A 23,292-nucleotide genomic window follows, 5' to 3' on the forward strand; every position below is an offset into this window, starting at 1 on the left:
ATGTTTCGTCGTGGTGGGAGGGCTGTGGCCGCAGGGACTGGAGATCACCGACGCGGCAAGACGGTCTTCTTCCTGGCGGCCTGTGGCTGGGCCGGTGCGGTGCCCCATTGGCTGGATCCATCCCGGAGCCTGATCCCTGCCTTCACTCTGGCGATGCTGCTCGGGGGGTATGCCCTGCGCACCTTGATGCGAGGTCATGATCAGCAGACCACGCAGAACAACGGCAGGGATTCGGACGATTCCCCTTCAAAGGCTGCAGAGTTATTCCCCACAGTGGATGTGGTGGTTGCTGCCCGAGATGAGGAAGCGGTTGTCACCCGGCTTGTAGAGCGGCTCAGTGCCTTGCGCTACCCCGATGGTCGTCTGAGCTTGTGTGTGGTGGATGACGGCAGCGAAGACCGCACTCCCGACCGCCTCGCAGAGCTTCAGATCCGATTCCCGTCCCTACAGGTGATCAGCCGCCCTCGCAATGCCGGTGGAGGAAAGTCCGGTGCTCTCAATGCCGCCCTGGCTCAGACCAAGGGTGAATGGCTGCTGATTCTTGACGCGGATGCACAGCTGGGTTCTGATCAGCTGGAACGGTTGATGCCCTTCGCAACCAGCGGCGAGTGGTCAGCTGTCCAGATGCGCAAGGCAGTCACCAATGCCAGCAGCAACTGGTTAACCCGTGCTCAGGCCATGGAGATGGCCTTTGATGCCCAGCTTCAGGATGGACGGCTTGCCGGTGGTGGAGTGGCTGAACTTCGTGGCAATGGCGAGCTGTTGCGCCGCGATTTGCTGGAGGCCTGCGGTGGTTTCAACGAGGACACCGTCACCGACGATCTGGATCTGAGTTTTCGTTTGATCTTGCAGGGAGCTCGGATCGGCATTCTCTGGGATCCACCCGTGCAGGAGGAGGCTGTTGAGTCGCTTCAGGCACTCTGGAAGCAGCGTCAGCGTTGGGCCGAAGGAGGACTGCAACGCTTTCTCGACTACTGGCCTGGCTTGATTTCGTCGCGTCTGACCCCTGCTCAGCGCAGCGATGTGGCTTGTTTCTTCCTGCTTCAGTATGCCCTTCCCGTGGTCTCCTGGGCGGATCTGCTCACGAGTGTGATCAGCCGCACCACGCCCGCTTACTGGCCTCTGTCGATCGTGGCCTTCAGCGTGTCCGGTGTTGCCTACTGGCGTGGCTGTCGACGCCCCAGCGAAGGGCCCGATTTGCCTTCGCCAGGTGTTTTCAATCTTCTGCTTGGAATCGCCTATCTCAGTCACTGGTTCCTTGTGATCCCCTGGGTCACCCTGCGCATGGCGTTTCTTCCCAAACGACTGGTCTGGGCCAAGACCACGCACAGCGGAGAGGGAGAGACACTTCAGGCTTCAGAGCCTGGGATCTAGCTGTTGAGGTCCACGTCCAGAACCTGACCGTTGAAGAAGTCAGCGAAGCGTTTCACTTTGTCATCCATGGCTGAAGGCTCAGAGCGGACTGGTGGAGCCGTTGCTGGTTGAGAAGACACCGTCGCATGGCCTGTCTGCACGGAAGGAGCCTGGCCGCTTGCCATCGAGGGAGCTGCAGCTGCAGGCGGTGGCTGGGCAGGCGCTGTTGTTGATGGGGGTGCTGAAGATGCTGCATTGTTCGGAACAACAGCGGCCGACTGAGCGGGTGAAGGAAGCTGAGCGCCATTGCTGGGAACTGCTGCCGGCGCTGGTGCAGGTTTGGGTGCAGGTGCGCTCGGCATAGCTGCCATGGGTGCTGCTCCTCCATGGTTTTCGAGGACCAGTTGACGGTTGCCTCCCATGGCACTTGCAATTGCCTTCTCCAGCAAGGCTGCGCGACTCTGCACCATGCCCATCCAGTTCCCGGACACCTGCACCACAGCGCGGTGGCTGTCGATCCGAGTCAGTCGGGCTTGCTGCGAGAGCAGCATTCGCGTGGAGGGAAGTTCCAGGCTGGCCAGAATTTGCTGCCAGAGCTCGCCGAGGTCTTGGCTTGCAGTAGCAGTCGTTGCAGCTTCTTGTGCCTGCGGTTCGGATGCACTAGTGGACTGCTTTGGTGGCGAAGGGGTTGTAGATGTGTCGGGAAGGCTCACTTCTGGCACAGCTGTTGAAGCACCGGCTGTTGAAGCAACAGCTGGAACCGGGGCAGGAGCTGGCGGTGGAACAGCTGATGAGGACACCGGAGCTGCAGAGCTCACGCGAGTTGCTGCCGGTGCTGGAGTTGCTGCGACTGTCGCGGCGGCTGGTTCAGCCAGCAGACCGAGCAGCAGCACCTCCAGCCAAAGGCGAGGCTGCACGCTCTGACGAAGCTGTTGTTCAGCACCTCGCAACTGGCCCTGCCATTGCAGCAGTCGTGTCCGGCCAATGGATTTGGCCAGGGGAGGCAGTTGATCGCGGAACTGTGGAGAGACACCTGTGAGCTCAGGTCGATCTGGAGCAGCGGCCATCAGCACGAGATCCCGCAGGATCCCTGCCATTCCCTGCAGCACCGATCCGGCATCGCGGCCGCGGTCAAGCAGTTGCCGGCTGGCTTCCAGCAATGTCACCGGCTCACTGGTGCTCATGGCTTTCACCAGCTCCAGCAACTCCTGTTCAGGTACTGCTCCCAAGAGATCCCATACCGCGCCGGCTTCGATCGGTCCGGGCAGCAGGCTCAGCTGATCCAGCAGGCTTTCTGCATCACGCAGGCCGCCCTGGGCTCGTTGGGCCACCACATGCAGAGCTTCCGGTTGGATCGGAATCGATTCCTCCGCAGCGATCCACTGAAGGTGCTGCTCGAGTGCCTCGAGGGGGATTCGACGGAAGTCAAACCGCTGACAGCGGCTGAGGATGGTGGGCAGAACCCGCTGTGGGTCAGTTGTGGCCAGCACGAACACCACCTGTGGAGGCGGTTCCTCCAGGGTCTTGAGCAGCGCGTTGAATGCGGCTGTGGAGAGCATGTGGCACTCGTCCACCACGTACACCTTCCAGCGCGCCTGCACAGGAGCGAATCTTGAGCGCTCGATCAGGTCGCGGATGTTGTCGACGCCGGTGTTGGAGGCGGCATCGATCTCGATTACATCCAGTGCTGTGCCTGCGGCGATTGAGTTGCAGAGTTCGCAGTTGCCACAGGGTTCCGGCGTCGGGCCGTCGTTGCTGAGGCAGTTGAGTGAACGGGCAAGGATGCGGGCGCTGGAGGTCTTACCCGTTCCTCGAGGTCCGCTGAACAGATAGGCCGGTGCAATGCGTCCGGTTCGCAGGGCATGGCCGAGGGTGGCTGCAATCGCTTCCTGACCCACCAGCTGATCAAGCCGTTGGGGCCGGTACTTGTGATGCAGTGGCTGGTACGGCTGGCTCATGCACTGCCGGCAGGATTCTGAGGCTACCGAGGTTCTGGTCCTGAAACTGTGCCTTCTTCTTGAGAGGTCTCATCCAGCAGTGAATGCAGCTTGTCTTCCATGTCTTCGACGGCTGCCAGTTCATCGGCGATGCCCCGGCCCGTGAGCAACAGCTGCCGACTGCGTCGATCCACCCGTTCATCGGCTCCCTGACCAGGCATGCCTTGCATCCAGGTCTCCGCCTGCTCGAGGGTGCTGTCCAGTTTCTGCATCAGGCGTATTCGCAGTTTCTGCAGGTGTTCCAGAGCTCGCCGGGCGCGTTGGCGTGACTGTTCATCGATCGCCCCTTTACGCAGCAACACACCCAGTCCGGTGAGCAGAGCCGCAGGCATCAGCTGGCCGAATGCGAGTGCACCGAGGCTGCCTGTGTGGAGCCAGTCCTCCACTTGACCGCTCCTGTGCCGTCCCGTTTTGCACCAGTTGGCGAAGTGTTCGCAGTTGTTGAACAGCAGGTTGTAGTTCTGTTCGCCAATCCTGCTCATGGCCCTTCTCAGGGTCACCCCAGCAGGTGAGGCCTGTTCATGGCTGACCATGCTCACCTCCTCACCGCGGCTGAAATCTTCCAGGGAGCTGCGCAGGATTTCACGACCCTCCAGGTAATGGGCGACCGTTCCATCGCCCAGATCGATCCCGTGGTGCAGAAACAAACCGTGCTGACGAGGGACCCTCAGATGGTCGGCGGTGGCCATGGCCGTGAAGAAGGGCTCGCTTAAGTCTGTCGCGCAGTTCCTTCTCAGGAACTGGGGGCTTCCGAACCGCAGTGGTTGGGTCTGAATGAGTTGTGTTCAGAACCATCAAGAGTTGGCCATGGCGATCAGGCTGATTCCTGCTGGCGATCCTTGCCGGGCAGAGACAGCACCTTGCCGCCCGTGTGTTCCTCCACCATGGCGCGGGTGATCGTGAAGTCAGGCACGTTTTTGCGAGAGGGCAACTCGTACATGAGATCGAGCATCAGCTCTTCCACAATGCCGCGCAAAGCTCTGGCGCCGGTCTTGCGACGATGCGCTTCCTGAGCGATGGCTTCGATGGCTCCTGCCTCGAAGTCAAGTTTCACGTTGTCCATGCTCAAGAGGGTTCGGAACTGCTTGACCAGGGCATCCCTCGGTTCGGTGAGGATGGATTCAAGAGCGTGTTTGTCCAGCGGATCCAGGACAGCGCTCACGGGCATGCGACCGATGAATTCGGGGATCAGCCCGTACTTCACCAGATCATCCGGTTCGAGGTGACGCAGCACTTGTGAAGCCTGAAGATCGCGCGTGGCCTTGCCGCGACCGCGGCTGTCGCTGGGCACGAAGCCAATGGCGTTCCGACCCATGCGTTTCTGCACCACATCGTCCAATCCCACGAAGGCACCACCACAGATGAACAGGATCTGGCTGGTGTCGATCTGGATGCAGTCCTGATAGGGATGCTTGCGGCCGCCCTGGGGCGGAACGTTGGCCACAGTGCCTTCAAGCATCTTGAGCAGAGCCTGCTGCACTCCCTCACCGGAAACATCCCTGGTGATCGATGGGTTTTCGCTCTTACGGGCGATCTTGTCGATCTCGTCGATGTAGATGATCCCCCGTTGGGCGAGATCCACATCCATGTCGGCCTTCTGGAGCAGCCGCAGCAGGATGTTCTCCACGTCTTCACCGACGTAGCCCGCTTCCGTGAGGGTGGTGGCGTCGGCCACGGCGAAGGGCACATCCAGCATCTCCGCGAGGGTTTGGGCAAGCAGCGTCTTGCCACAGCCCGTTGGGCCGATCAGAAGAATGTTGGATTTGTGCAGCCTGGTGGCGGTCTGTTCAGTCTCCCCTTTGCCGTCTCCCTGCCAGGCCAGGCGCTTGTAGTGGTTGTAAACCGCCACCGACATGACTTTCTTGGCAGCGTCCTGTCCCACGACCTGCTGGTCCAGGAAACCCTTGATCTCCTGTGGTTTGGGAATGGAGGCGAGGGTCGGCGCAGGCTTGGAGGTCTTGCGGGGCTGGTTTGAGCCGCTCTTCCTGGTCGGCTCATTGCCCTGCCGGCTACCACCCTGAGCATCGATCAGCTCCTCATCCAGGATCTCGTTGCAGAGATCGATGCACTCATCACAGATGTAGACGCCAGGGCCTGCAATCAGCTTGCGCACTTGCTCCTGGGACTTTCCGCAGAAGGAGCACTTCAGATGGGCGTCGAACTTGGCCATCGGGCGCTTCGCAGGTCAGTCGGAACACAGAGCTGGATCGAATGGAACTCGGCCCAGGTACTGAGGATCGCGACAGAACGGGCTGATGTCAGCCCTCCGTAACGATTTCTCCGTCTCCGAAACTGTCCACGACGCGATCAATCAGGCCGTAAGTGACGGCTTCGGCGGGAGACATGAAGTTGTCACGGTCCGTGTCTTCAGCGATCTTCTCCAGTGGCTGTCCGGTGTGATCGGCCATGAGACCGTTGAGGGTTTGCTTGAGGAACAGGATCTCCTTGGCCTGGATTTCAATATCCACTGCTTGCCCCTGAGCACCACCAAGGGGTTGGTGGATCATGATTCGAGCATTGGGAAGCGCCAGTCGCTTGCCTTTGGCACCTCCGGACAGCAGGAAGGCTCCCATGGAAGCTGCCAGGCCGTAGCAGATGGTGACAATGTCAGGCGCCACTTGCTGCATGGTGTCGTAAATCGCCAGGCCGGCAGTCACAGAGCCGCCTGGGGAATTGATGTAGATCTGAATGTCCTTCTCGGGATCCTCCGCTTCCAGGAACAGCAGCTGAGCCACCAGGGCGTCCGCCACCTGATCGTCCACACCGGTGCCTAAGAAGATGATCCGCTCGCGCAGCAATCTGGAATAGATGTCGAAGGCACGGTCACCTCGACCGGACTGCTCAACCACTGTCGGCAGCACGCCAGGAGCTGCCTGAGGATGCTGCGAGACAGGCTGAATCCCCCGCCAGCGGTTCTGAATCGGATGGTGAATGCGGTCGTCGATCACTCGGCGGCTAGCGGGCTTTGCAAGCAATCTATGGCTGCAGATCAGGCTTCGGCGCCATCACTGTCCTTCTTGGCGCTTTTTGCTTTGGTTGTTTTTTTCTTTGCAGCGGGTTTGTCGCTCTTGGCTGCGGCCTTCCTGGCTGATCCCTTGTCTTCTTTCTCAGAGTCTTCCGGAGCTTTGTCGGTGATGGTGCTGTTCTCTTCCAGCCAGCCCAGAAGCTTCTCTTGAAGCAGATCATCAAGCACAGCCTGACGAAGGCGCTCGGGGTCGATGTCGCGCTCGCCGGAAAGCTGTTGCTTCACATCCTCGAGTTTGGCCTCAAGCTCGCTGTCCTCGACAGTGAGCTTTTCACTCTCTGCCAGGGCTGTTAAAGCAAGGCTTCGGCGCAGGCGCTCCTCAGCTTCAGGGCGTGAGGAGTCCATCAGGTTGCGGACCAGTTCGGGAGTGAACAGCGATTTCACATCCATTCCCTGCTGGGCAAATTGTCCAGCGGTCTGTTCCACCAGATTGCGAACCTCCTGTTGGATCAGGCTTTCGGGAAGTTCGACTTCCAGTTGTTCCACCAGAGCGGCCAGCAGAGCGTCGTGGCGGTTGCTGCGTGCGCGGCGTTCGGCGTCATCCTTGAGACGTTGTTCAAGGTCGCTGCGCAGATCCGCCAGGGACTCCTGCTCGCTGGCCTGCTTCGCGAACTCATCGTTCAGTTCAGGCAGCTCGCGAGTCTTGAGGTCTTTCAGTTCGATGTCAAAGCTGGCCTTGCGTCCGCGTGCATCTTCCTTGGGATAGTCCTCAGGGAATGTGCAGTCCACCGTCTTGCTGTCTCCGACTGCCATGCCCACCACACCTTCAATGAAGCCTGGGATCATGCGCCCATGCTCGAGATCGACATCCATGGAATCGGCGCTGCCGCCCTCGATCTCACTGCCGTCATCGCTGTAGATGCCCTTAAAGCCCACAACAGCGATATCTCCCTTCTCCGCCTTGCGTCCTTCAACGGGAACCACGGTGGCCAGCTGGCGGCGTGAGTCCTCCAGCATTTCGTCCACGCGCGCCGGGTCGTAGCTGACGTTTTCGGCCTCGGCCTTCAGCCCCTTCGTGCTCTTCAGCTTCGGTGTTGGGGCGACGTCGGTTTCCAACGTCAGAGTGAGGCCTTCTCCAGGCTTGAAGCTCTCGAGCAGTTCATCGAAGCCGCCGCTCAGTTCGGGCTGGCCGAGAGCTTCAATCGTTTCCTGTTCGAGGGCATCACGCCAAACGCTGTCAACAAGTGTTTCCAGTGCTGTAGCGCGGATCCGCAGAGCACCCAGCTGCTGCAACAGAACGGTGCGGGGAACTTTGCCCTTGCGAAAGCCCGGCAGATTGACACTGCGGCTCAGCCGCTTGATTGCTTCCTCGTAACTGGCCTCACAGCGTTCTGCAGGAACAGCGACCTCCACTGCCAGTCGGCTACCGGGACGGGAGGAGGTGGAAACCTTCAGGCTGGCGGCACTCATCGGCTGGGTCGCAGGTACAAGCAGCCCAACACATTAATTAAGTGCCTGACCATCACCCCCGCGTAAGCTGCTTTGTAGGAAAAGCCACACCCTGTCTTCAAGTGTTCAGGGTTGTTGCAGCCGGTGGTTGCACCACCTGCCCGTCTGTATCTGAGTCCCCGTCCGTTTGACCCCCGTTAACCAGTTACCGAATCGACCTCTGACGGTGGCCGTCCTCGGTGCCAGTGGTGCGGTGGGGCAGGAGTTGCTTCAGCTGCTTCAGGAGCGCAATTTCCCAGTGGCCGAGCTGCGTCTGCTGGCCTCGGCCCGTTCAGCAGGGCAGGTCTGTCAATGGAACGGACAGACGATCACGGTTCAGGAAGTCTCTGAGTCCTCCTTCCAGGGAGTTGATCTGGTGCTGGCATCCGCTGGCGGTTCGGTGTCGCGCCAATGGCGAGAAGCGATTGTTTCCGCAGGTGCCGTGATGGTGGATAACTCCAGTGCCTTCCGCATGGAAGACGGCGTGCCCCTGGTGGTTCCTGAGGTGAATCCGGAGGCTGCTGCTGAGCACAAGGGGGTGATCGCCAACCCCAACTGCACCACGATCATCCTCACGCTGGCTCTGGCCCCTCTTGCTGCCAAGCGTCCGATGCACAGGGTTGTCGTGAGCACCTATCAGTCAGCCAGTGGTGCCGGTGCCCGGGCCATGGAGGAACTGAAGGATCTCTCCCGGGTTGTGCTCGATGGCGGCACCCCCAAAAGTGAGGTGCTTCCCCACTCGCTGGCCTTCAACCTTTTTCTGCACAACTCACCACTGCAGTCCAACAGTTACTGCGAAGAGGAAATGAAGATGGTCCATGAAACCCGCAAGATCATGGGTTTGCCACAGCTTCGGTTCACGGCAACCTGTGTGCGGGTGCCGGTCCTTCGTGCCCATTCAGAAGCGGTCAATGTGGAATTCACAGAGCCCTTTTCCGTGACTGAAGCCAGGGAGCTGCTCGCTGCTGCGCCGGGTGTGGAACTGCTTGAAGACCCTGCCAGCAATCGTTTTCCCATGCCTACGGACGTGACTGGTCGTGATCCCGTTGTTGTGGGGAGGATCCGACAGGACATCAGTGAAGAAAAAGCACTCGAATTCTGGCTTTGTGGAGATCAGATCCGTAAAGGTGCGGCCCTCAACGCCATTCAGATCGCCGAATTGCTGTTGCCCGCCGCCTGAACGTTATGAGTACCGCTGCAGAACTCTCCCCAACTCCTTTCGGTCGTTTGGTGACGGCCATGGTCACCCCCTTCGATGCAGAAGGCGGCGTGGATCTGGCGCTCGCAGGTCGTCTGGCCCGTCACCTGGTGAATGAGGGTTCGGAAGGTCTCGTGGTGTGTGGAACCACCGGAGAGTCCCCCACGCTCAGCTGGAGCGAGCAACTGAAGATGTTCGAGGCCGTGCGGCAGGCCGTTGGTCCCGGTGTGCATGTGCTGGCAGGAACCGGCAGTAATTGCACCCGCGAAGCGGTTGAGGCCACCCGCGAGGCTGCGGCAGCCGGTGCTGATGGTGCTCTAGTGGTGGTGCCCTACTACAACAAACCCCCTCAGGACGGGATGGAAGCCCATTTCCGCGCCATCGCTGAGGCTGCTGATGACCTGCCGCTGATGCTTTACAACATTCCCGGCAGGACAGGTTGCAGCATGCAACCGGACTCAGTTGCCAGGCTGATGAATTGCGCCAATGTAGTGAGCTTCAAGGCCGCCAGTGGAACCACCGAAGAAGTGTCCCAGTTACGACAGGCCTGTGGTCACCGCCTGGCGATCTACAGCGGTGATGATGGCCTCACACTGCCGATGCTGTCTGTGGGCGCTGTGGGTGTCGTGAGTGTGGCCAGCCATGTGGTGGGGCGTCGACTGCGCAACATGATTGAGGCTTATCTGGCTGGTCAGAACGCAGTCGCTCTTTCACATCACGAGCAGTTACTGCCGTTGTTCAAGGCCCTTTTCGCCACTACCAACCCCATTCCGGTCAAAGCCGCTCTCGAGTTGAGTGGTTGGCCGGTGGGTGCTCCCCGACTTCCCCTCGTTCCGCTGGAGCCTGCCATGCGCGCTGCCCTCTCCGAAGCCCTTGATGCCCTGCGTCAGACCTGACGCCAAGGCTGTTGACCAGCGCTGAAGTGCGCCTCCCTGATTGATTTTCTCCATACCCAAGCGATCCCATGACCGTCACAACTGCCCAGACCAAGCAACCAACCCTGAGAGTGATCCCTCTCGGAGGACTGCATGAAATCGGCAAGAACACCTGCGTTTTTGAATACGGCGATGACCTGATGCTGGTTGATGCCGGCCTCGCCTTCCCCAGCGATGGCATGCACGGCGTGAACGTCGTTCTGCCTGATACCAGCTTCCTGCGCGAGAACCAGAAGCGTATCCGCGGCATGATCGTCACCCATGGTCATGAAGACCACATCGGCGGGATCGCCCACCATCTCAAGCACTTCAATATTCCGGTGATCTACGGGCCTCGACTGGCTCTTTCGATGCTCACCGGAAAGATGGATGAAGCCGGCGTCGCCGATCGCACCACCCTGCAGACCGTCGGACCTCGCGACGTGGTGAAGGTGGGTCAGCACTTCTCAGTGGAGTTCATCCGCAACACCCACTCGATGGCCGACAGCTTTTCGCTGGCCATCTCCACGCCTGTCGGAACGATCATTTTCACAGGCGACTTCAAGTTCGATCACACCCCTGTTGACGGCGAGCACTTCGATCTGGCCCGTCTAGCTCACCATGGCGACAGGGGAGTTCTCTGTTTGTTCAGCGATTCCACCAATGCTGAGGTGCCGGGTTTCTGTCCTCCCGAGCGGTCTGTGTTCTCCAACCTTGACCGTCACATCGCCGAGGCCGATGGGCGAGTGATCGTCACCACCTTTGCCAGTTCAATCCATCGTGTGTCGATGATCCTTGAGCTCGCCCTCAAGAACGGGCGCAAGGTTGGCTTGCTGGGACGCTCCATGCTCAACGTGATCGCCAAGGCCCGTGAACTGGGTTACATGCGTGCGCCTGATGAACTGTTTGTGCCGATCAAGCAGATCAACAATGTCTCCGATCGCGAGACCCTGCTGCTGATGACCGGCAGTCAGGGTGAGCCTTTGGCAGCGCTGAGCCGTATCTCCCGTGGTGAACACCCGCAGGTGAGAGTCAAGAGCTCCGACACGATCATCTTCTCGGCGAGTCCGATTCCCGGAAACACCATTTCCGTGGTGAACACGATCGATCGGCTGATGATGCTGGGAGCCAAGGTGGTGTACGGCAAAGGCGAAGGTATCCATGTCTCTGGCCACGGCTTCCAGGAGGACCAGAAGCTGATGCTGGCGCTCACTCGTCCGAAATTTTTCGTGCCCGTGCACGGTGAGCACCGCATGCTGGTGCGTCATGCCAGGACCGGTCATTCCATGGGCGTTCCCGAGAACAACACGCTGATTATTGATAACGGCGATGTTGTTGAGCTCACCGCTGATTCCATCACCAAGTCGGACCCGGTGAAGGCTGGTATCGAGCTGCTCGATCAGTCACGGAACGGCATTGTTGACGCTCGCGTGCTCAAGGAGCGTCAGCAACTGGCGGAAGACGGCATCGTCACGATCCTGGCTGCAATCAGCACCGACGGCGCCATGGTGGCCCCGCCTCGCGTGAATCTTCGCGGTGTCGTCACCACTGCCGACGCCCGCAAGATGTCGCTGTGGACTGAACGCGAAATCAAGTGGGTGCTCGAGAATCGCTGGAAGCAGCTGACCCGCAACACCGGTGGCAAAGCCCCTGATGTGGACTGGATGGGTGTACAGCGGGAAGTGGAGGTCGGCCTCAGCCGCCGAATGCGCCGTGAACTTCAGGTGGAGCCCTTGATTCTCTGTCTGGTACAGCCCGCACCGGCAGGAACACCTGTGTACAAGGGTCGAGCGGACTCCGAGCCCGATGATCGCCCGGCGCCGCGTGGACGTGGTGGTCGCCATGGTGGTGGTCATGGAGCTGGTCGCCACGGTGGAGGTCGTGACGGTGGTGGTCGAGATCGCAACCGGGAAGCCACGCCAGCGCGGGTGATCACGACAGCTCGCTCAGCTGCTGTTGAGGCCAAGTCGGCTGCAGCGAAGCAACCTGTGGTTGCAGCTTCCAAAGCCCCTGAGCCAGCCAAGGTGCCTGCGCCCGCCGCTCCAGCCCCAGCAGTCGATCAGGACATGCCCGCTGGCCGCACCCGTCGTCGCCGCTCAGCGGCTGCGTAAGGCTGTTCGCAGCCACGACCAACGGCTTTTGGGCTGGTCGCCCACCGAGCTTTTCTTGGTGGGCTCCACCAGTGCCGTATCTGGGAGCTTCACCAGCAAATTCCCCGCTTCTAGCCGTTTGATGAAGGCTTCATTGATCTCCGGATCGGCTTTGGGCTTGGTTGCGATGGGGACGACTTCAATTGTTGTTCCATGGGCGAGCTCACCGCTGGGTTCAGATTCGCAGTCAGGTTCAGGTTCCAGTTCAGTGATGGACTGAGCTTCCGCTTCGGGCTCAGGCTCAGCCAGAGCGTTGATCTGGTTGGAGGGTGTTTGGTCAAGAATGCTGTCTGATGGCTCGTCGTTGATCACAGTGCTGATCTCGGTGATCGTGGATGTTGTCTCAGGCTCAGGCTCAGGTTCAGGTTCCAGTTCAGTGATGGGCTGAGCTTCCGCTTCGGGCTCAGGCTCAGCCAGAGCGTTGATCTGGTTGGAGGGTGTTTGGTCGTGGCTGTCCACGATTTGCTCGTCCTTGAGCCAGGGCATCGCGGTTGCGATCACCGTCGGCTGCAGAGAGTCCTCCTCGGCGGATGCCGCGCTGAGAAAGGGGTCAGCGATCAAGGCCAGCGAGCCTGTTGTTTGTGCAGGCTGCGTGCATTGATCCTCACCTTGATCAATCACCTGCTCCGATCCGGTCACCAACTCCGGCGTGCCACGGGTCCGTTCAAGGCCTTGTTCCGCCAGTTCCCGCAATGTGTCTTGGGGGTTGCTGGCCAGTACCAGTTGGTAAAACTTCCGAGCTTGAGCAGGCTCCTGAAAGCCATACAGGTCAATGTGACCTGCCAGCAGAGCCACGAAGGCTCGCCATGCCAGAACCGCATCCCGTTCAGCACCCTCTTCCGGTATTGGTTCCAGCTGACTGAGCAGTTCAAGGGTGATCGATTGCGCAGCCTCGAAATCACCAGCGCCATAGGCTTTTTCAGCGGCGAGGTACTTGCTTTGGAAGTCGCCGTCCAATGGGGTTCAGCGGTTGTTCTCCAGTTGTACCCAGTTCCGGCACCAGTGGAGTCGCTTCTGCCCTGCCAGATGGCGCTCGCCGGGCGGTTGGCTGGGACCGATGGCACTGCTCAGTTCTTCAAGCTGTCGGGCCGAGAGTGCTGGCATGCCCTGGGCCTGAAGCCATCCGTGCAAAAGCAGTCGTCTTGCCGAATCGGGGAGTTGTTGTAGGGGCGTTCGCTTCAAGGCACCGTCAGCACCCTTCAGATTCTCCAGACTCATCTTCACCAGTGCGTTCTGGGTGTCCTGCAGCTGGGACACTCGCTCGCTCAGCTCAGCCATCCGCCTGCTGCAGCCGGGGTGCAGGGCCTCCAGCACCGGTAGGACCTCCTCACGGATGCGGTTGCGATCGAAGCGTGGATCGCTGTTGCTCGGATCTGTCCAGATCGGCAGTTGCAGGTCCCGGCAGATGGCGGACGTGTCGTCACGGCTGAAATGCAGCAATGGTCGGACCAGTTGAATGTCATCCTTTGCATCGGCATTCAGGGTCCGCTGCCAACGCATGTTGCCCAGCCCGGCCAGATCCGTTCCTCGGCTGAGTTGTAACAGCAAGGATTCGGCTCGGTCGCTGGCGGTGTGTGCGGTCACGACCGTGCGGCACGGTTCGCCTGTCTTGTTGAGGTTGAGCTGTTGACAGGCCTGATGCAGCTGGGCGTAACGCCATGCACGAGCTTTGGCTTCGCTGCCGGTGGTGCTGAATGTGCTGGTACTGACCAGCAGGGGCAGTTGATGCCTCTGGCACCAGCTGGTCAAATCTGCGGCAATGCGAGCGGACCTTGGATGCCAGCCATGGTCTCCATGCCAGAGCTGCAGAGTCCAGTGATGTCGACTGGACAGATCCCTCAGCAGCCCCAGCAGAGCCATCGAGTCCTGACCGCCGGAAATCGCCAGTAAAAGGGTTGCCCCTTTGGGCAACAGCTGGGGATTTTGTAGAAGTTGGCGGTGAAGCCTGTCGTGCCAGTTCAGCCAAGGCTCGCCGGCTGTCATTGCTCTGGTTGGGTGTGGCTTCGATCCTGGCTGTTCATGCGGTGGGAGAATTTATCCATCTGATGTCAGCTTGATGTCCCGCCTTTCTCTGCTGCCTGCTGCTCTCCGCCGCAGCCTGGAACAGCGTTCCTCGCTGAAGGTGATTGCCGGTCTGATGAACTTCGACGCGGAATCGGTCGCCCGTGTGTCCCGTGCCGCTGGTCTGGGTGGGGCCAATTTGATTGATGTGGCCTGTGATGCGGAACTGGTGAAGCTGGCGGTTGAGGCATCCGCTGGCCTGCCGGTCTGCGTGTCGTCTGTTGAGCCCGAGCAGTTTCCCGCTGCTGTTGCTGCAGGAGCTGCGATGGTGGAGATCGGTAATTTCGATTGCTTCTATCCCCAGGGGCGCATCTTCGGAGCCGACGAGGTGCTGGAACTCACACGCCGCTCTCGTGGATTGCTGCCTGAGGTGGTGCTGAGCGTCACCGTTCCCCACGTGTTGCCGATGGATCAGCAGGAACAGCTGGCCGTGGATCTGGTGGCGGCCGGTGCCGATCTGATCCAGACCGAGGGTGGTACCAGTGCCAAACCATTCAGCGCCGGCAGCCTTGGCCTGATTGAGAAGGCAGCTCCCACTCTGGCCGCGGCTCACAGCATCAGTGCTGCTTTGCAGGATGCCGGTGAGACGGCACCGGTGCTGTGTGCATCGGGTCTTTCAGCTGTCACCGTGCCGATGGCGATCGCAGCTGGCGCAGCGGGTGTGGGCGTTGGTTCCGCGGTGAACCGCCTCGATGATGAGTTGTCCATGGTTGCTGTGGTGCGTGGTTTGCGTGAAGCCTTAGGTCGTGAGGTCGCCAGCCGCGTCTGATTGCTGCGGACACGCGCGCGCCAATGGGCCCCGTAACGTGAGTGCCCAATTCAGGGTTTAAAGCGCGAGGACCATGCCTGCCTACGACCTGACTGCGCCCTATGCCCCCAAAGGTGATCAGCCGACGGCGATCACTCAACTGGTGGAAGGTGTGAATGGTGGTCGTCGTTATCAGACTCTTCTGGGTGCGACCGGCACGGGAAAAACGTTCACGATGGCCAATGTCATTGCTCAGACCGGACGTCCTGCCCTGGTGTTGGCTCATAACAAGACTCTGGCGGCACAGCTTTGCAATGAGCTGAGGGAATTCTTTCCCAACAATGCTGTGGAATATTTCATCTCCTATTACGACTATTACCAGCCGGAAGCGTATGTGCCGGTGAGTGATACCTACATCGCCAAAACAGCATCGATCAATGAAGAGATCGACATGCTGCGCCACTCAGCGACGCGATCGTTGTTTGAACGGCGCGATGTGATTGTTGTGGCTTCCATCAGTTGCATCTACGGACTGGGAATTCCCAGCGAATACCTGAAGGCATCGGTGCAGTTCCGGGTGGGCGAGTCTCTCGATTTACGAGGCTCCTTGCGCGAATTGGTGAATAACCAGTACAGCCGTAATGACATGGACATCACCCGCGGTCGCTTTCGCGTGAAGGGCGATGTGTTGGAAATCGGTCCTGCTTATGAAGATCGTTTAGTGCGGGTGGAGTTGTTCGGTGATGAGGTGGAGGCGATCCGCTATGTCGACCCCACCACGGGCGAAATTCTGCAGAGCCTGGACTCCATCAACATCTACCCGGCCAAGCACTTTGTGACGCCAAAGGATCGTTTGGATTCGGCTGTCAAGGATATCCGCCATGAGCTCAAAGACCGACTGGAGTTTCTGCAAACCGAAGGCAAGTTGCTGGAAGCTCAGCGCCTGGAGCAACGCACCACCTACGACCTGGAGATGCTGCAGCAGGTGGGCTATTGCAATGGCGTTGAGAACTACGCCCGTCATCTGGCAGGACGTGAACCGGGCTCCGCGCCGGAATGCCTGATCGATTACTTCCCCGACGACTGGCTGCTGATTGTTGATGAGAGCCATGTCACCTGTTCACAGCTTCAGGCTATGTACAACGGCGATCAGGCTCGTAAGAAGGTGTTGATCGATCACGGTTTTCGTCTTCCCAGTGCAGCCGACAATCGGCCGCTCAAAGGCGAAGAGTTCTGGACGAAGGCACGCCAGACCGTGTTTGTGAGTGCCACGCCTGGTGACTGGGAAGTGAAGGTGAGTGATGGCCAGGTGGCAGAGCAGGTCATACGTCCCACGGGAGTGCTGGACCCGGTTGTGGAGGTGAGGCCGACAACAGGTCAGATCGACGACTTGCTGGGAGAGATCCGCACGCGGGCCGAGAAACAGCAGCGCGTGCTGGTGACCACGCTCACCAAGCGCATGGCGGAAGACCTCACGGATTATCTGGCCGAGAACAAGGTGCGGGTGCGCTACCTGCACTCGGAGATCCATTCGATTGAGCGCATCGAGATCATTCAGGATCTGCGCCTGGGTGAGTACGACGTGCTCGTGGGTGTGAACCTGCTGCGGGAAGGCCTCGACCTGCCCGAAGTCAGCCTGGTGGCGATCCTTGATGCTGATAAGGAGGGCTTCCTGCGAGCCCAGCGTTCACTGATTCAGACGATCGGCAGGGCTGCACGGCATGTGGAGGGGGTTGCGCTGCTGTATGCCGACAACATGACGGATTCGATGGCGAAGGCGATCGAGGAGACCGAACGGCGGCGCAAGATCCAACAGGTCCACAACGAACAGCATGGAATTGTGCCGACGGCGGCTGGTAAAAAGGCCAGCAATTCAATCCTTTCGTTTCTGGAGCTCTCGCGAAAACTCAAGACCGATGGCCCCGACGCAGACCTGGTGCAAGTGGCCGGCAAGGCAGTTCAGGCCTTGGAAGATGACACTGATGGCCTGGCTCTCGATGCCTTGCCCGAACTGATCGATCAGCTCGAGGTCAAGATGAAGGATGCGGCCAAGAAGCTTGATTTTGAGGAGGCTGCCAACCTTCGTGATCGGATCAAGAAGCTGCGTCAGAAGCTTGTGGGTCAGAGCTGAGCTGCTGAGGCTCCTCCGCTAGGCCACCAGGGGTGATTCGCTTCCCTCGGCTGCATGTCGGGTGCTGCCGCCCAGCTTGAAACCGGCATGTACGGCCTGAAGTGCTGCCACACCATCGGCCTCAGCGACTACGCAGCTGGTGCGGATCTCACTGGTGGCGATCATTTCGATGTTGACGCCTGCTTCCGCCAGAAAACGGAACATCCGGCCTGCGGTGCCCGCCGTTGCAGGCATGCCCGCGCCCACGGCACTGACCCTGGCAATGGCTGGACCGTCTTCGAGCAGGGCTCCAGGCCACTGAGCCAGCAAAGCACTCAGGGCGCGATCCGCCGCAGTGCGGTCGTCACGTTTCAAGGTGAAACTGATATCTCGGCTGCCATCTGCGTGCTGGCGTTCCGACTGGACGATGGCATCGAGGCTGATGCCCGCGTCGGCCAGCGCATTGCAGAGGGCTCCGGCGGTTCCGGGTTTATCGGGTACATGGCGCACGCTGACCTGGGCCTGGTCACGGTCGAGGGCCACTCCACGCACTTCCGGCTCAGCTTCGCCGCTCGCGCTGGGATTGAGGCTGATCTGACCGGCTTCCAGTTTGAAGGCCTCCTGAATGGCCTGCAGGGCTTTGCTGCCCACGTCGGCGTTGATCACACAGCTCACCTTCACCTCACTGGTTGCGATCACACGCAGATTGATGCCCACCCGGGAGAGGGTCTGGAACAGACCGGCGGCAATGCCCGGGCGGCCCATGATGCCGGCGCCGCTGATGCTCAGCTTGCTCATCCCGGACTGGGCGACCAGCTCACCGCCCAGCTTCTGGATCAGGGATCCACAGATGCTGCGAGCTCTCTCCAGGTCGGTTTCAGCCACGGTGAAGGTGATGTCGTTGCTGTTGCCGTCGTGGGTGGCCTGGATGATCAGGTCCACATTCACGCCTCCCTCAGACAGGCTTTCGAAAAGCTGGGCGGCAACGCCGGGCTGATCGGACACGTGGGAGAGAGCCAGCACCGCCTGGTGTTCCACCAGTTCGGCGCCGTCCACCGGCCTGCCCAGTTCAAGACCTTCGCGGCCGATGGGCCGGGAGTTGCGGCTGGTGAGGGTTGTGCCGGGTTCATCACTCCAGCTGGAGCGCACCACCATCGTGACGCCGTAGTTGCGTGCGATCTCCACGGCACGCGGGTGCAGCACGGCAGCGCCGAGACTGGCCAGCTCGAGCATTTCGTCGCAGCTCACCTGAGGCATCAGCTGGGCGTCTTCCACCTTGCGCGGATCGGTGGTCAGTACCCCTGGCACATCGGTGTAGATCTCACAGGCCGCGGCACCCAGGGCTGCCGCAAGGGCTACAGCAGAGGTGTCGGAGCCTCCGCGCCCCAGTGTGGTGATTTCGGCGGTGCCTCCGCTGCTCTGGCTCGTGCCCTGAAAACCGGCCACCACCACGACGCGGCCTTCGGCCAGTCGGCTGCGCAGTCGATCTGTGCGCACATCGAGGATGCGTGCCTTGCCATGGGCGGATTCAGTCACGATGCCCACCTGGGTGCCGGTCATGGAGATGGCAGGGACGCCCAGCTCATGCAACGCCATGGAGAGCAGCGCAATCGACACCTGTTCACCGGTGGCCAGCAGCATGTCCATTTCCCGCTGGGGTGGATTGCTGCTGATGGCGTTGGCCTTGGCGGTTAATTCATCGGTGGTGTGACCCATGGCCGAGACCACGATCACCAGATCGTGCCCCTCCTCCTTGCAGCTGGCGATACGCCTGGCCACGGCCTGGATGCGCTCCACGCTGCCGACGGAGGTTCCGCCGAACTTCTGCACCAGAAGGGCCATCCATGCCGCCTCATGTCGCAGGAGATTGTCTCACTGTGCTGCTCCAAGCAGCCCATCGCGGAACGCATCTCCCGGCTGGGTGCCGCGTTTGAGGGCTGCTTCCACATCCAGCAGACGGCCCAGCAGGTTGAGGCAGCGCTGGGGTGAACGCCCCTGCAGCTGTTTGCGCATCACATAGATGCGCTTGGGGTTGCCGATTCCTGCCGCTTTGGCGATCACCCCCACGTCCCGCTCTCCTTGTTGTTCGAGCAGCATCACCCAGAGCCACCCCCTGATCTGACCGGTGAGTGTGGCCACAATTCGCAGGGCCGGTTCGCCGGCATCGTTCAGGGCATCCAGCAAGGCAATCGCCTCGCCTGGATCACCTGCCAGCAGGGCATCACCCACCTGAAGAGCGTTGGTGCTTAGACCCTCGATCAGGCTGTCAACCGAGCTGGCACTGATGCGTGCCTCTCCGCTGCTTTCAGCATGCAGAGCCAGCTTCTGCAGTTCCATGGTCAACCTTGCGCTGTCGTTGCCGATGGCATCGATCAAGGCATCCACAGCACCGGGCTCCAGCCTCAGGTTCAGTTCCTCAGCGGTTCGCTCCACCAGCTGGCGCTGGCCGGCGCCGTCCCAGACCGCAGGCAACTTGAAGCTGCGCTCGCAGGCTTCTCCCGCCTTGATGCGTTTGATCAGGGCTTTGGTGGTGCGCAGACGACCGTCAGGTTTGGAGGGATGGCAGAGCAGCAGCTGGGTGCTTTCAGGGATGCCATCCAGAGAAGCTTCGAAGCGATCGGCGAGCTCGCTGGGACAGGCGTTGCAGAAGGGAGACCGCTGCAGCAGCACGACCCTGGATCCAGCGCCGAAGGGTGGCGTGCGTGCTTCTTCCAGTGCCTGCCTGGCCTGTCCCGCTTCGCTGCCATCCAGTCGACTCACGTTCACGCTCGCCCAGCTTGGATCCACTGCCTTCTCGATCAAGGCCTGAACCGCCCGTTCCAGCGCGGCGGAATCATCGCCCCAGAACAACTGGATCGGCATTGAGGCGTGTCGTCGCACAATGTCGAAGTCTGCCCTGACTGGCAGCCCCCGTCAGAGGAACTTGCTGCAATGGCTGACCATCCGATCTTCACGGAAAGCATCCGTCGAATTCGGGCCTTGATGGGGTACACGGGACTCGATCCTCTGCAGCAGCAGGTGTTGGAGCGTCTGGTGCACAGCAGCGGAGATCCAGGCCTGCAGCCGTTGCTGCGGTTCAGCGAGGGGGCCTGCGAGCAGGGACTTGCGGCGTTGCAGGGCAGAGCAGCGATCCTCACCGACACAGCCATGGCCGCGGCTGCCGTGACGCCCATGGCCATGCGCACACTGGGCACGACCGTGCGCTGCCTGCTCGACTGGGCTCCTGAGGTTTCACCGCAGGAGTCCACCCGTTCCGCTGCGGCCATGCAGAGGGCCTGGCCGGAGCTCACACAGGCGGCCAACGCGAGCGGGCAGCCCATGCCGGTGCTGCTTGTGGGCAGTGCGCCCACGGCTTTGGAACAGTTGCTGGATCAGCTCGATACCGGGGCCGCGGCCCCTTCGCTGGTGATCGGCATGCCCGTTGGTTTCGTTGGTGTCCCTGAAAGCAAGCGTCGTCTGGCGGCGACGGCTCTGGCTCAGATCCGCCTGGAGGGTACCCGTGGCGGTGCAGGTTTGGCGGCGGCGGCGGCGAATGCCCTGCTGCGAGCGGCTCAGGCCGCCAGCTGATCGAGCACCTGCCTGGCCCGTTGCACAACGGGGGAGGGGACCCCTGCAAGGCGGGCCGCTTCGATGCCGTAACTGCGGCTGGCACCGCCGCTCTGCACCTGATGCAGGAACACGAGATCCTCGCCGGTTTCCTCCACCATCACCTGGAAGTTGGCCACGTTGGGCCGCTCCTGCGCCAGGTTGTTCAGCTCGTGATAGTGGGTGGCGAACACCGTGCGCGCCTTGAGATCGCCGGCCAGATGTTCGCTCACGGCCCAGGCGATGGATAGGCCATCAAAGGTGGCTGTGCCGCGGCCGATTTCATCAAGAAGCACCAGGGAGCGGTCGCTGGCGTGGTGAAGGATGTTGGCGGTTTCGGCCATTTCCACCATGAAGGTGGACTGGCCTGCGGCCAGATCGTCCACGGCTCCCACCCGCGTGAAGATGCGATCGGCTATGCCGATCTGAGCGGCGGAGGCAGGCACCCAGCTGCCGATCTGAGCCAACAGCTGGATCAGGCCAATTTGGCGCAAATAGCAGCTTTTGCCGCTGGCATTGGGTCCCGTCAGCACGATCAGGTCGGTGTCACGTCCGAGAGCCAGATCGTTGGGGGTGAAGGGCGCTTCCACCAACAACTGTTCCACCACTGGGTGACGGCCAGCTGTGATCGCCAGCTCACGGTCGTCGCTCAGTTGGGGGGCGCACCAGCCTGCGGTGGCGGCCGTGTCAGCCAGGGCACAGAGTGCATCCAATCCGGCCGTGGCGCGTGCTGCTTCGCGGATAGGTGTCGCCATGCTGCCCACCTGGTCGCGCAACTTGCAGAACAGCTCGTATTCGCGCTGAAAAGCCCTTGCCCGCAGCTGGAAGATGCGGCCCTCCCGCTCTTTCAGTTCAGGAGTGATGAAGCGTTCTTCATTGGCAAGGGTTTGGCGGCGGATCCAGTGGTCGGGCACGGAGGACGCCTTCGCCTTGCTCACCGCCAGGAAATACCCGAAGGTGCGGTGGTACTGCAGACGCAGGTTGCTGATGCCACTGAGCTCTTTCTCCAACCGTTCCTGCTCGGCCAGCCAGGCGTCCTGGTCATCGAGTTGATTGCGCAGGCCATCCAGCAGCGGGTCCACTCCGTCATGGATGAGCCCGCCTTCGCTGAGGGAAAGGGGCGGAGCGTCCACCAAGGCATGGCGAATGGCGGAGGCCAGTTCAGCGAGCGCTGGATCCGGCTGCAGCAGTGCCTCAAGAACGCGTGGCCATGTTTCCAGGGTTCCCATCAGGCGACTGGCAAGGCGGGGAAGCCGCTCCAGGCCATCGGCGATGGCCACCAGATCACGGGCGCTTGCATGTCCGGCGCCGGCCCGACCCGCCAGCCTTTCCAGATCCCCCATCGGTCTGAGCAGACGCCGCAAGCCCTGGCGCAGGGGCCTCTGGCTCACCAGCAAGCTCACCACGCTTTGTCGCTCCCGGATTGTGGTGAGAGTCATCAGCGGCGCCTCCAGCCAGCGGCGTAGACATCGCCCACCCATGGCCGTGAGGGTCTGGTCGATCGCCCAGAGCAGCGAACCCTGGAGTTGTCCGTCGCGTTGGGTGGCCGTCAGCTCCAGATTGCGGCGGGTCTGGGCATCGAGCACCAGGGCATCACCGGCCTGCACGATCTTCGGCACATCAAGGGGGACTCGCGCTGCCTCCTCGAGCGGTTGCGTGTCATTGACGTACTGCAGCAGCCCACCAAAGGCCCGCAGGGCCAGGGGTAGTTCCTGCAGGCCAAGGCCATCCAGCCCGGCCAGCCGGTAGTGCGTTTTCAGGGCCTGTTCGGCCTGGGGGCGGCTGAAGGGTGTGAGCGCCATCGGGCTGAGCATCAGCCGTTCAGGACACCAGGCAGGTCGCTGCGTGCCGGCGTCGTCCGTGGCTGCCCAGAGCAGTTCCGAGGCCTCCAGCTGGGCTAATTGCTGATGCAGGGCATCGCTGCCGCTGCGTTCCAGCACCTGAACGTCACCGGTGCTCACATCGGCGCTGGCCAGACCCCAGCGCAAGGGTTGCTTGCCGCTGGCAGGTTCCACCACCACTGCGGCCAGCCAGTTGTTGCGGCGGGCAGCGAGCATGCCTTCCTCCAGCACTGTGCCCGGAGTGAGCACCCGGGTAATGCCCCGCTTGAGCAGGGCTCCCTTGGCGGGGGTGGTTTCCAGTTGGTCGCACAGCGCCACGGAGTAACCACGACGGATGAGCTCAGCGCAGTAACGCTCGGCGGCGTGATGGGGAATTCCCGCCATCGGCACACGTCCGATCGCCTTGCCCCCTTCCTTGCCGGTGAGGGTGAGTTCCAGCACTCGCGAGAGCTCGACGGCGTCTTCGAAGAAACATTCAAAGAAGTCGCCGAGTCGGTACAGCAGCACGCGTTCAGGGTGTTCGGCCTTGAGCTCCACGTAATGGCGCAACATCGGCGTCAGCAGGATCGGATCCACCTGGCTGTGGTGGGCCCAGGCCGGGGCCTCGCTGTCGTCGTTGTCTGAGCTGGTCAGGTCGTCGTCCGGGTTGGAGGCCTGGTCGGGATCACCGCTGCTCTGACGCTGTCTGGGGCGAGAGGCTGCATCAGCGCTGAGGTCGGCGTCACTGACCTCTGACAATGCATCGCCTGCCAGTGCCTGTGAGGCATTGGCAGGTGAGGGCGAGGGCCCTTTGGTCGGTTCCGGAGCCCCGAACAGATTCCCCTGCAGTGACTGCTCCTCGGGCTGGGGGCAGGTGAGGGGCATGGGACATCCGGAAGTGGC

Annotated in this window: 17 protein-coding genes; 7 read left to right on the forward strand and 10 right to left on the reverse strand. The window is 61.1% G+C overall.

From position 1 onward, the window contains the following. Window positions 1-1,374: a glycosyltransferase family 2 protein gene (locus SynBIOSE41_RS00305; protein ID WP_186539189.1), complete on the forward strand. Its 1,374-nt coding sequence runs from the start codon at window positions 1-3 to the stop codon at window positions 1,372-1,374. Here SynBIOSE41_RS00305 and SynBIOSE41_RS00310 read toward each other — a convergent pair. The 5 genes from SynBIOSE41_RS00310 to tig all read right to left on the reverse strand — a co-directional run bounded on the left by SynBIOSE41_RS00310 (window position 1,371) and on the right by tig (window position 7,785). Further along, entirely contained in the window at window positions 1,371-3,311 is a 1,941-nt protein-coding gene (locus SynBIOSE41_RS00310) for a DNA polymerase III subunit gamma/tau (protein ID WP_186539190.1), read from the reverse strand. The two genes, SynBIOSE41_RS00305 and SynBIOSE41_RS00310, sit on opposite strands and share 4 nt — an antisense overlap. 23 nt (window positions 3,312-3,334) lie before the next feature. Further along, window positions 3,335-4,039 carry a lecithin retinol acyltransferase family protein gene (locus tag SynBIOSE41_RS00315; protein WP_186539191.1) on the reverse strand — a complete coding sequence of 235 codons (705 nt, stop codon included), beginning with the start codon at window positions 4,037-4,039 and terminating at the stop codon, window positions 3,335-3,337. 125 nt (window positions 4,040-4,164) lie between these two features. Then, entirely contained in the window at window positions 4,165-5,520 is a 1,356-nt protein-coding gene (clpX, locus tag SynBIOSE41_RS00320) for an ATP-dependent protease ATP-binding subunit ClpX (RefSeq protein ID WP_186539192.1), read from the reverse strand. A gap of 88 nt (window positions 5,521-5,608) precedes the next feature. After that, the gene (gene clpP, locus SynBIOSE41_RS00325; RefSeq protein WP_066908872.1) at window positions 5,609-6,298 is read right to left on the reverse strand and encodes an ATP-dependent Clp endopeptidase proteolytic subunit ClpP; all 690 of its coding nucleotides are present in this window, start codon (window positions 6,296-6,298) and stop codon (window positions 5,609-5,611) included. A 41-nt stretch (window positions 6,299-6,339) separates the two neighbouring features. After that, window positions 6,340-7,785 carry a trigger factor gene (gene tig, locus SynBIOSE41_RS00330; RefSeq protein WP_186539193.1) on the reverse strand — a complete coding sequence of 482 codons (1,446 nt, stop codon included), beginning with the start codon at window positions 7,783-7,785 and terminating at the stop codon, window positions 6,340-6,342. 166 nt (window positions 7,786-7,951) lie between these two features. On the opposite strand from tig, the gene SynBIOSE41_RS00335 reads away from it, so the two are divergent. The 3 genes from SynBIOSE41_RS00335 to SynBIOSE41_RS00345 all read left to right on the forward strand — a co-directional run bounded on the left by SynBIOSE41_RS00335 (window position 7,952) and on the right by SynBIOSE41_RS00345 (window position 12,026). Beyond that, window positions 7,952-8,983, forward strand: coding sequence for an aspartate-semialdehyde dehydrogenase (locus tag SynBIOSE41_RS00335; protein ID WP_186539194.1), 1,032 nt, complete (start codon window positions 7,952-7,954; stop codon window positions 8,981-8,983). Between the two features lie 5 nt (window positions 8,984-8,988). Continuing rightward, the gene (gene dapA, locus SynBIOSE41_RS00340) at window positions 8,989-9,897 is read left to right on the forward strand and encodes a 4-hydroxy-tetrahydrodipicolinate synthase (protein WP_186539195.1); all 909 of its coding nucleotides are present in this window, start codon (window positions 8,989-8,991) and stop codon (window positions 9,895-9,897) included. A 68-nt stretch (window positions 9,898-9,965) separates the two neighbouring features. Next, complete coding sequence (locus SynBIOSE41_RS00345; protein ID WP_186539196.1) at window positions 9,966-12,026, forward strand: ribonuclease J; 2,061 nt, start codon at window positions 9,966-9,968, stop codon at window positions 12,024-12,026. On the opposite strand, the gene SynBIOSE41_RS00350 is transcribed toward SynBIOSE41_RS00345, so the two are convergent. Together SynBIOSE41_RS00350 and tilS are read right to left on the reverse strand one after the other, a co-directional pair. Then, the gene (locus SynBIOSE41_RS00350) at window positions 12,012-13,022 is read right to left on the reverse strand and encodes a hypothetical protein (RefSeq protein WP_186539197.1); all 1,011 of its coding nucleotides are present in this window, start codon (window positions 13,020-13,022) and stop codon (window positions 12,012-12,014) included. The two genes, SynBIOSE41_RS00345 and SynBIOSE41_RS00350, sit on opposite strands and share 15 nt — an antisense overlap. 6 nt (window positions 13,023-13,028) lie before the next feature. Then, window positions 13,029-14,048 carry a tRNA lysidine(34) synthetase TilS gene (gene tilS / locus SynBIOSE41_RS00355; RefSeq protein WP_186539198.1) on the reverse strand — a complete coding sequence of 340 codons (1,020 nt, stop codon included), beginning with the start codon at window positions 14,046-14,048 and terminating at the stop codon, window positions 13,029-13,031. A 73-nt stretch (window positions 14,049-14,121) separates the two neighbouring features. Here tilS and SynBIOSE41_RS00360 point away from each other — a divergent pair, with 73 nt between their 5' ends. Both SynBIOSE41_RS00360 and uvrB read left to right on the forward strand, forming a co-directional pair. Continuing rightward, window positions 14,122-14,895: a DUF561 domain-containing protein gene (locus tag SynBIOSE41_RS00360; RefSeq protein ID WP_186539199.1), complete on the forward strand. Its 774-nt coding sequence runs from the start codon at window positions 14,122-14,124 to the stop codon at window positions 14,893-14,895. Between the two features lie 73 nt (window positions 14,896-14,968). After that, window positions 14,969-17,005 carry an excinuclease ABC subunit UvrB gene (gene uvrB / locus SynBIOSE41_RS00365; RefSeq protein WP_186539200.1) on the forward strand — a complete coding sequence of 679 codons (2,037 nt, stop codon included), beginning with the start codon at window positions 14,969-14,971 and terminating at the stop codon, window positions 17,003-17,005. A gap of 18 nt (window positions 17,006-17,023) precedes the next feature. On the opposite strand, the gene SynBIOSE41_RS00370 is transcribed toward uvrB, so the two are convergent. Together SynBIOSE41_RS00370 and holA are read right to left on the reverse strand one after the other, a co-directional pair. Beyond that, on the reverse strand, window positions 17,024-18,826 hold the full coding sequence (locus SynBIOSE41_RS00370) for an aspartate kinase (protein ID WP_186539201.1): 1,803 nt from the start codon (window positions 18,824-18,826) through the stop codon (window positions 17,024-17,026). Between the two features lie 30 nt (window positions 18,827-18,856). Then, window positions 18,857-19,846 (reverse strand): DNA polymerase III subunit delta, encoded by a 990-nt coding sequence (gene holA, locus SynBIOSE41_RS00375; RefSeq protein WP_066908478.1) that lies wholly within the window; start codon window positions 19,844-19,846, stop codon window positions 18,857-18,859. 69 nt (window positions 19,847-19,915) lie between these two features. Here holA and SynBIOSE41_RS00380 point away from each other — a divergent pair, with 69 nt between their 5' ends. After that, window positions 19,916-20,551, forward strand: a complete 636-nt coding sequence (locus SynBIOSE41_RS00380) for a precorrin-8X methylmutase (RefSeq protein WP_186540622.1) — start codon at window positions 19,916-19,918, stop codon at window positions 20,549-20,551. On the opposite strand, the gene mutS is transcribed toward SynBIOSE41_RS00380, so the two are convergent. Continuing rightward, window positions 20,536-23,274, reverse strand: a complete 2,739-nt coding sequence (gene mutS, locus SynBIOSE41_RS00385) for a DNA mismatch repair protein MutS (protein ID WP_186539202.1) — start codon at window positions 23,272-23,274, stop codon at window positions 20,536-20,538. The genes SynBIOSE41_RS00380 and mutS overlap by 16 nt on opposite strands. Between the last annotated feature and the right edge of the window lie 18 nt (window positions 23,275-23,292).

Source organism: Synechococcus sp. BIOS-E4-1 (genome assembly GCF_014279995.1).
GTDB lineage: Bacteria > Cyanobacteriota > Cyanobacteriia > PCC-6307 > Cyanobiaceae > Synechococcus_C.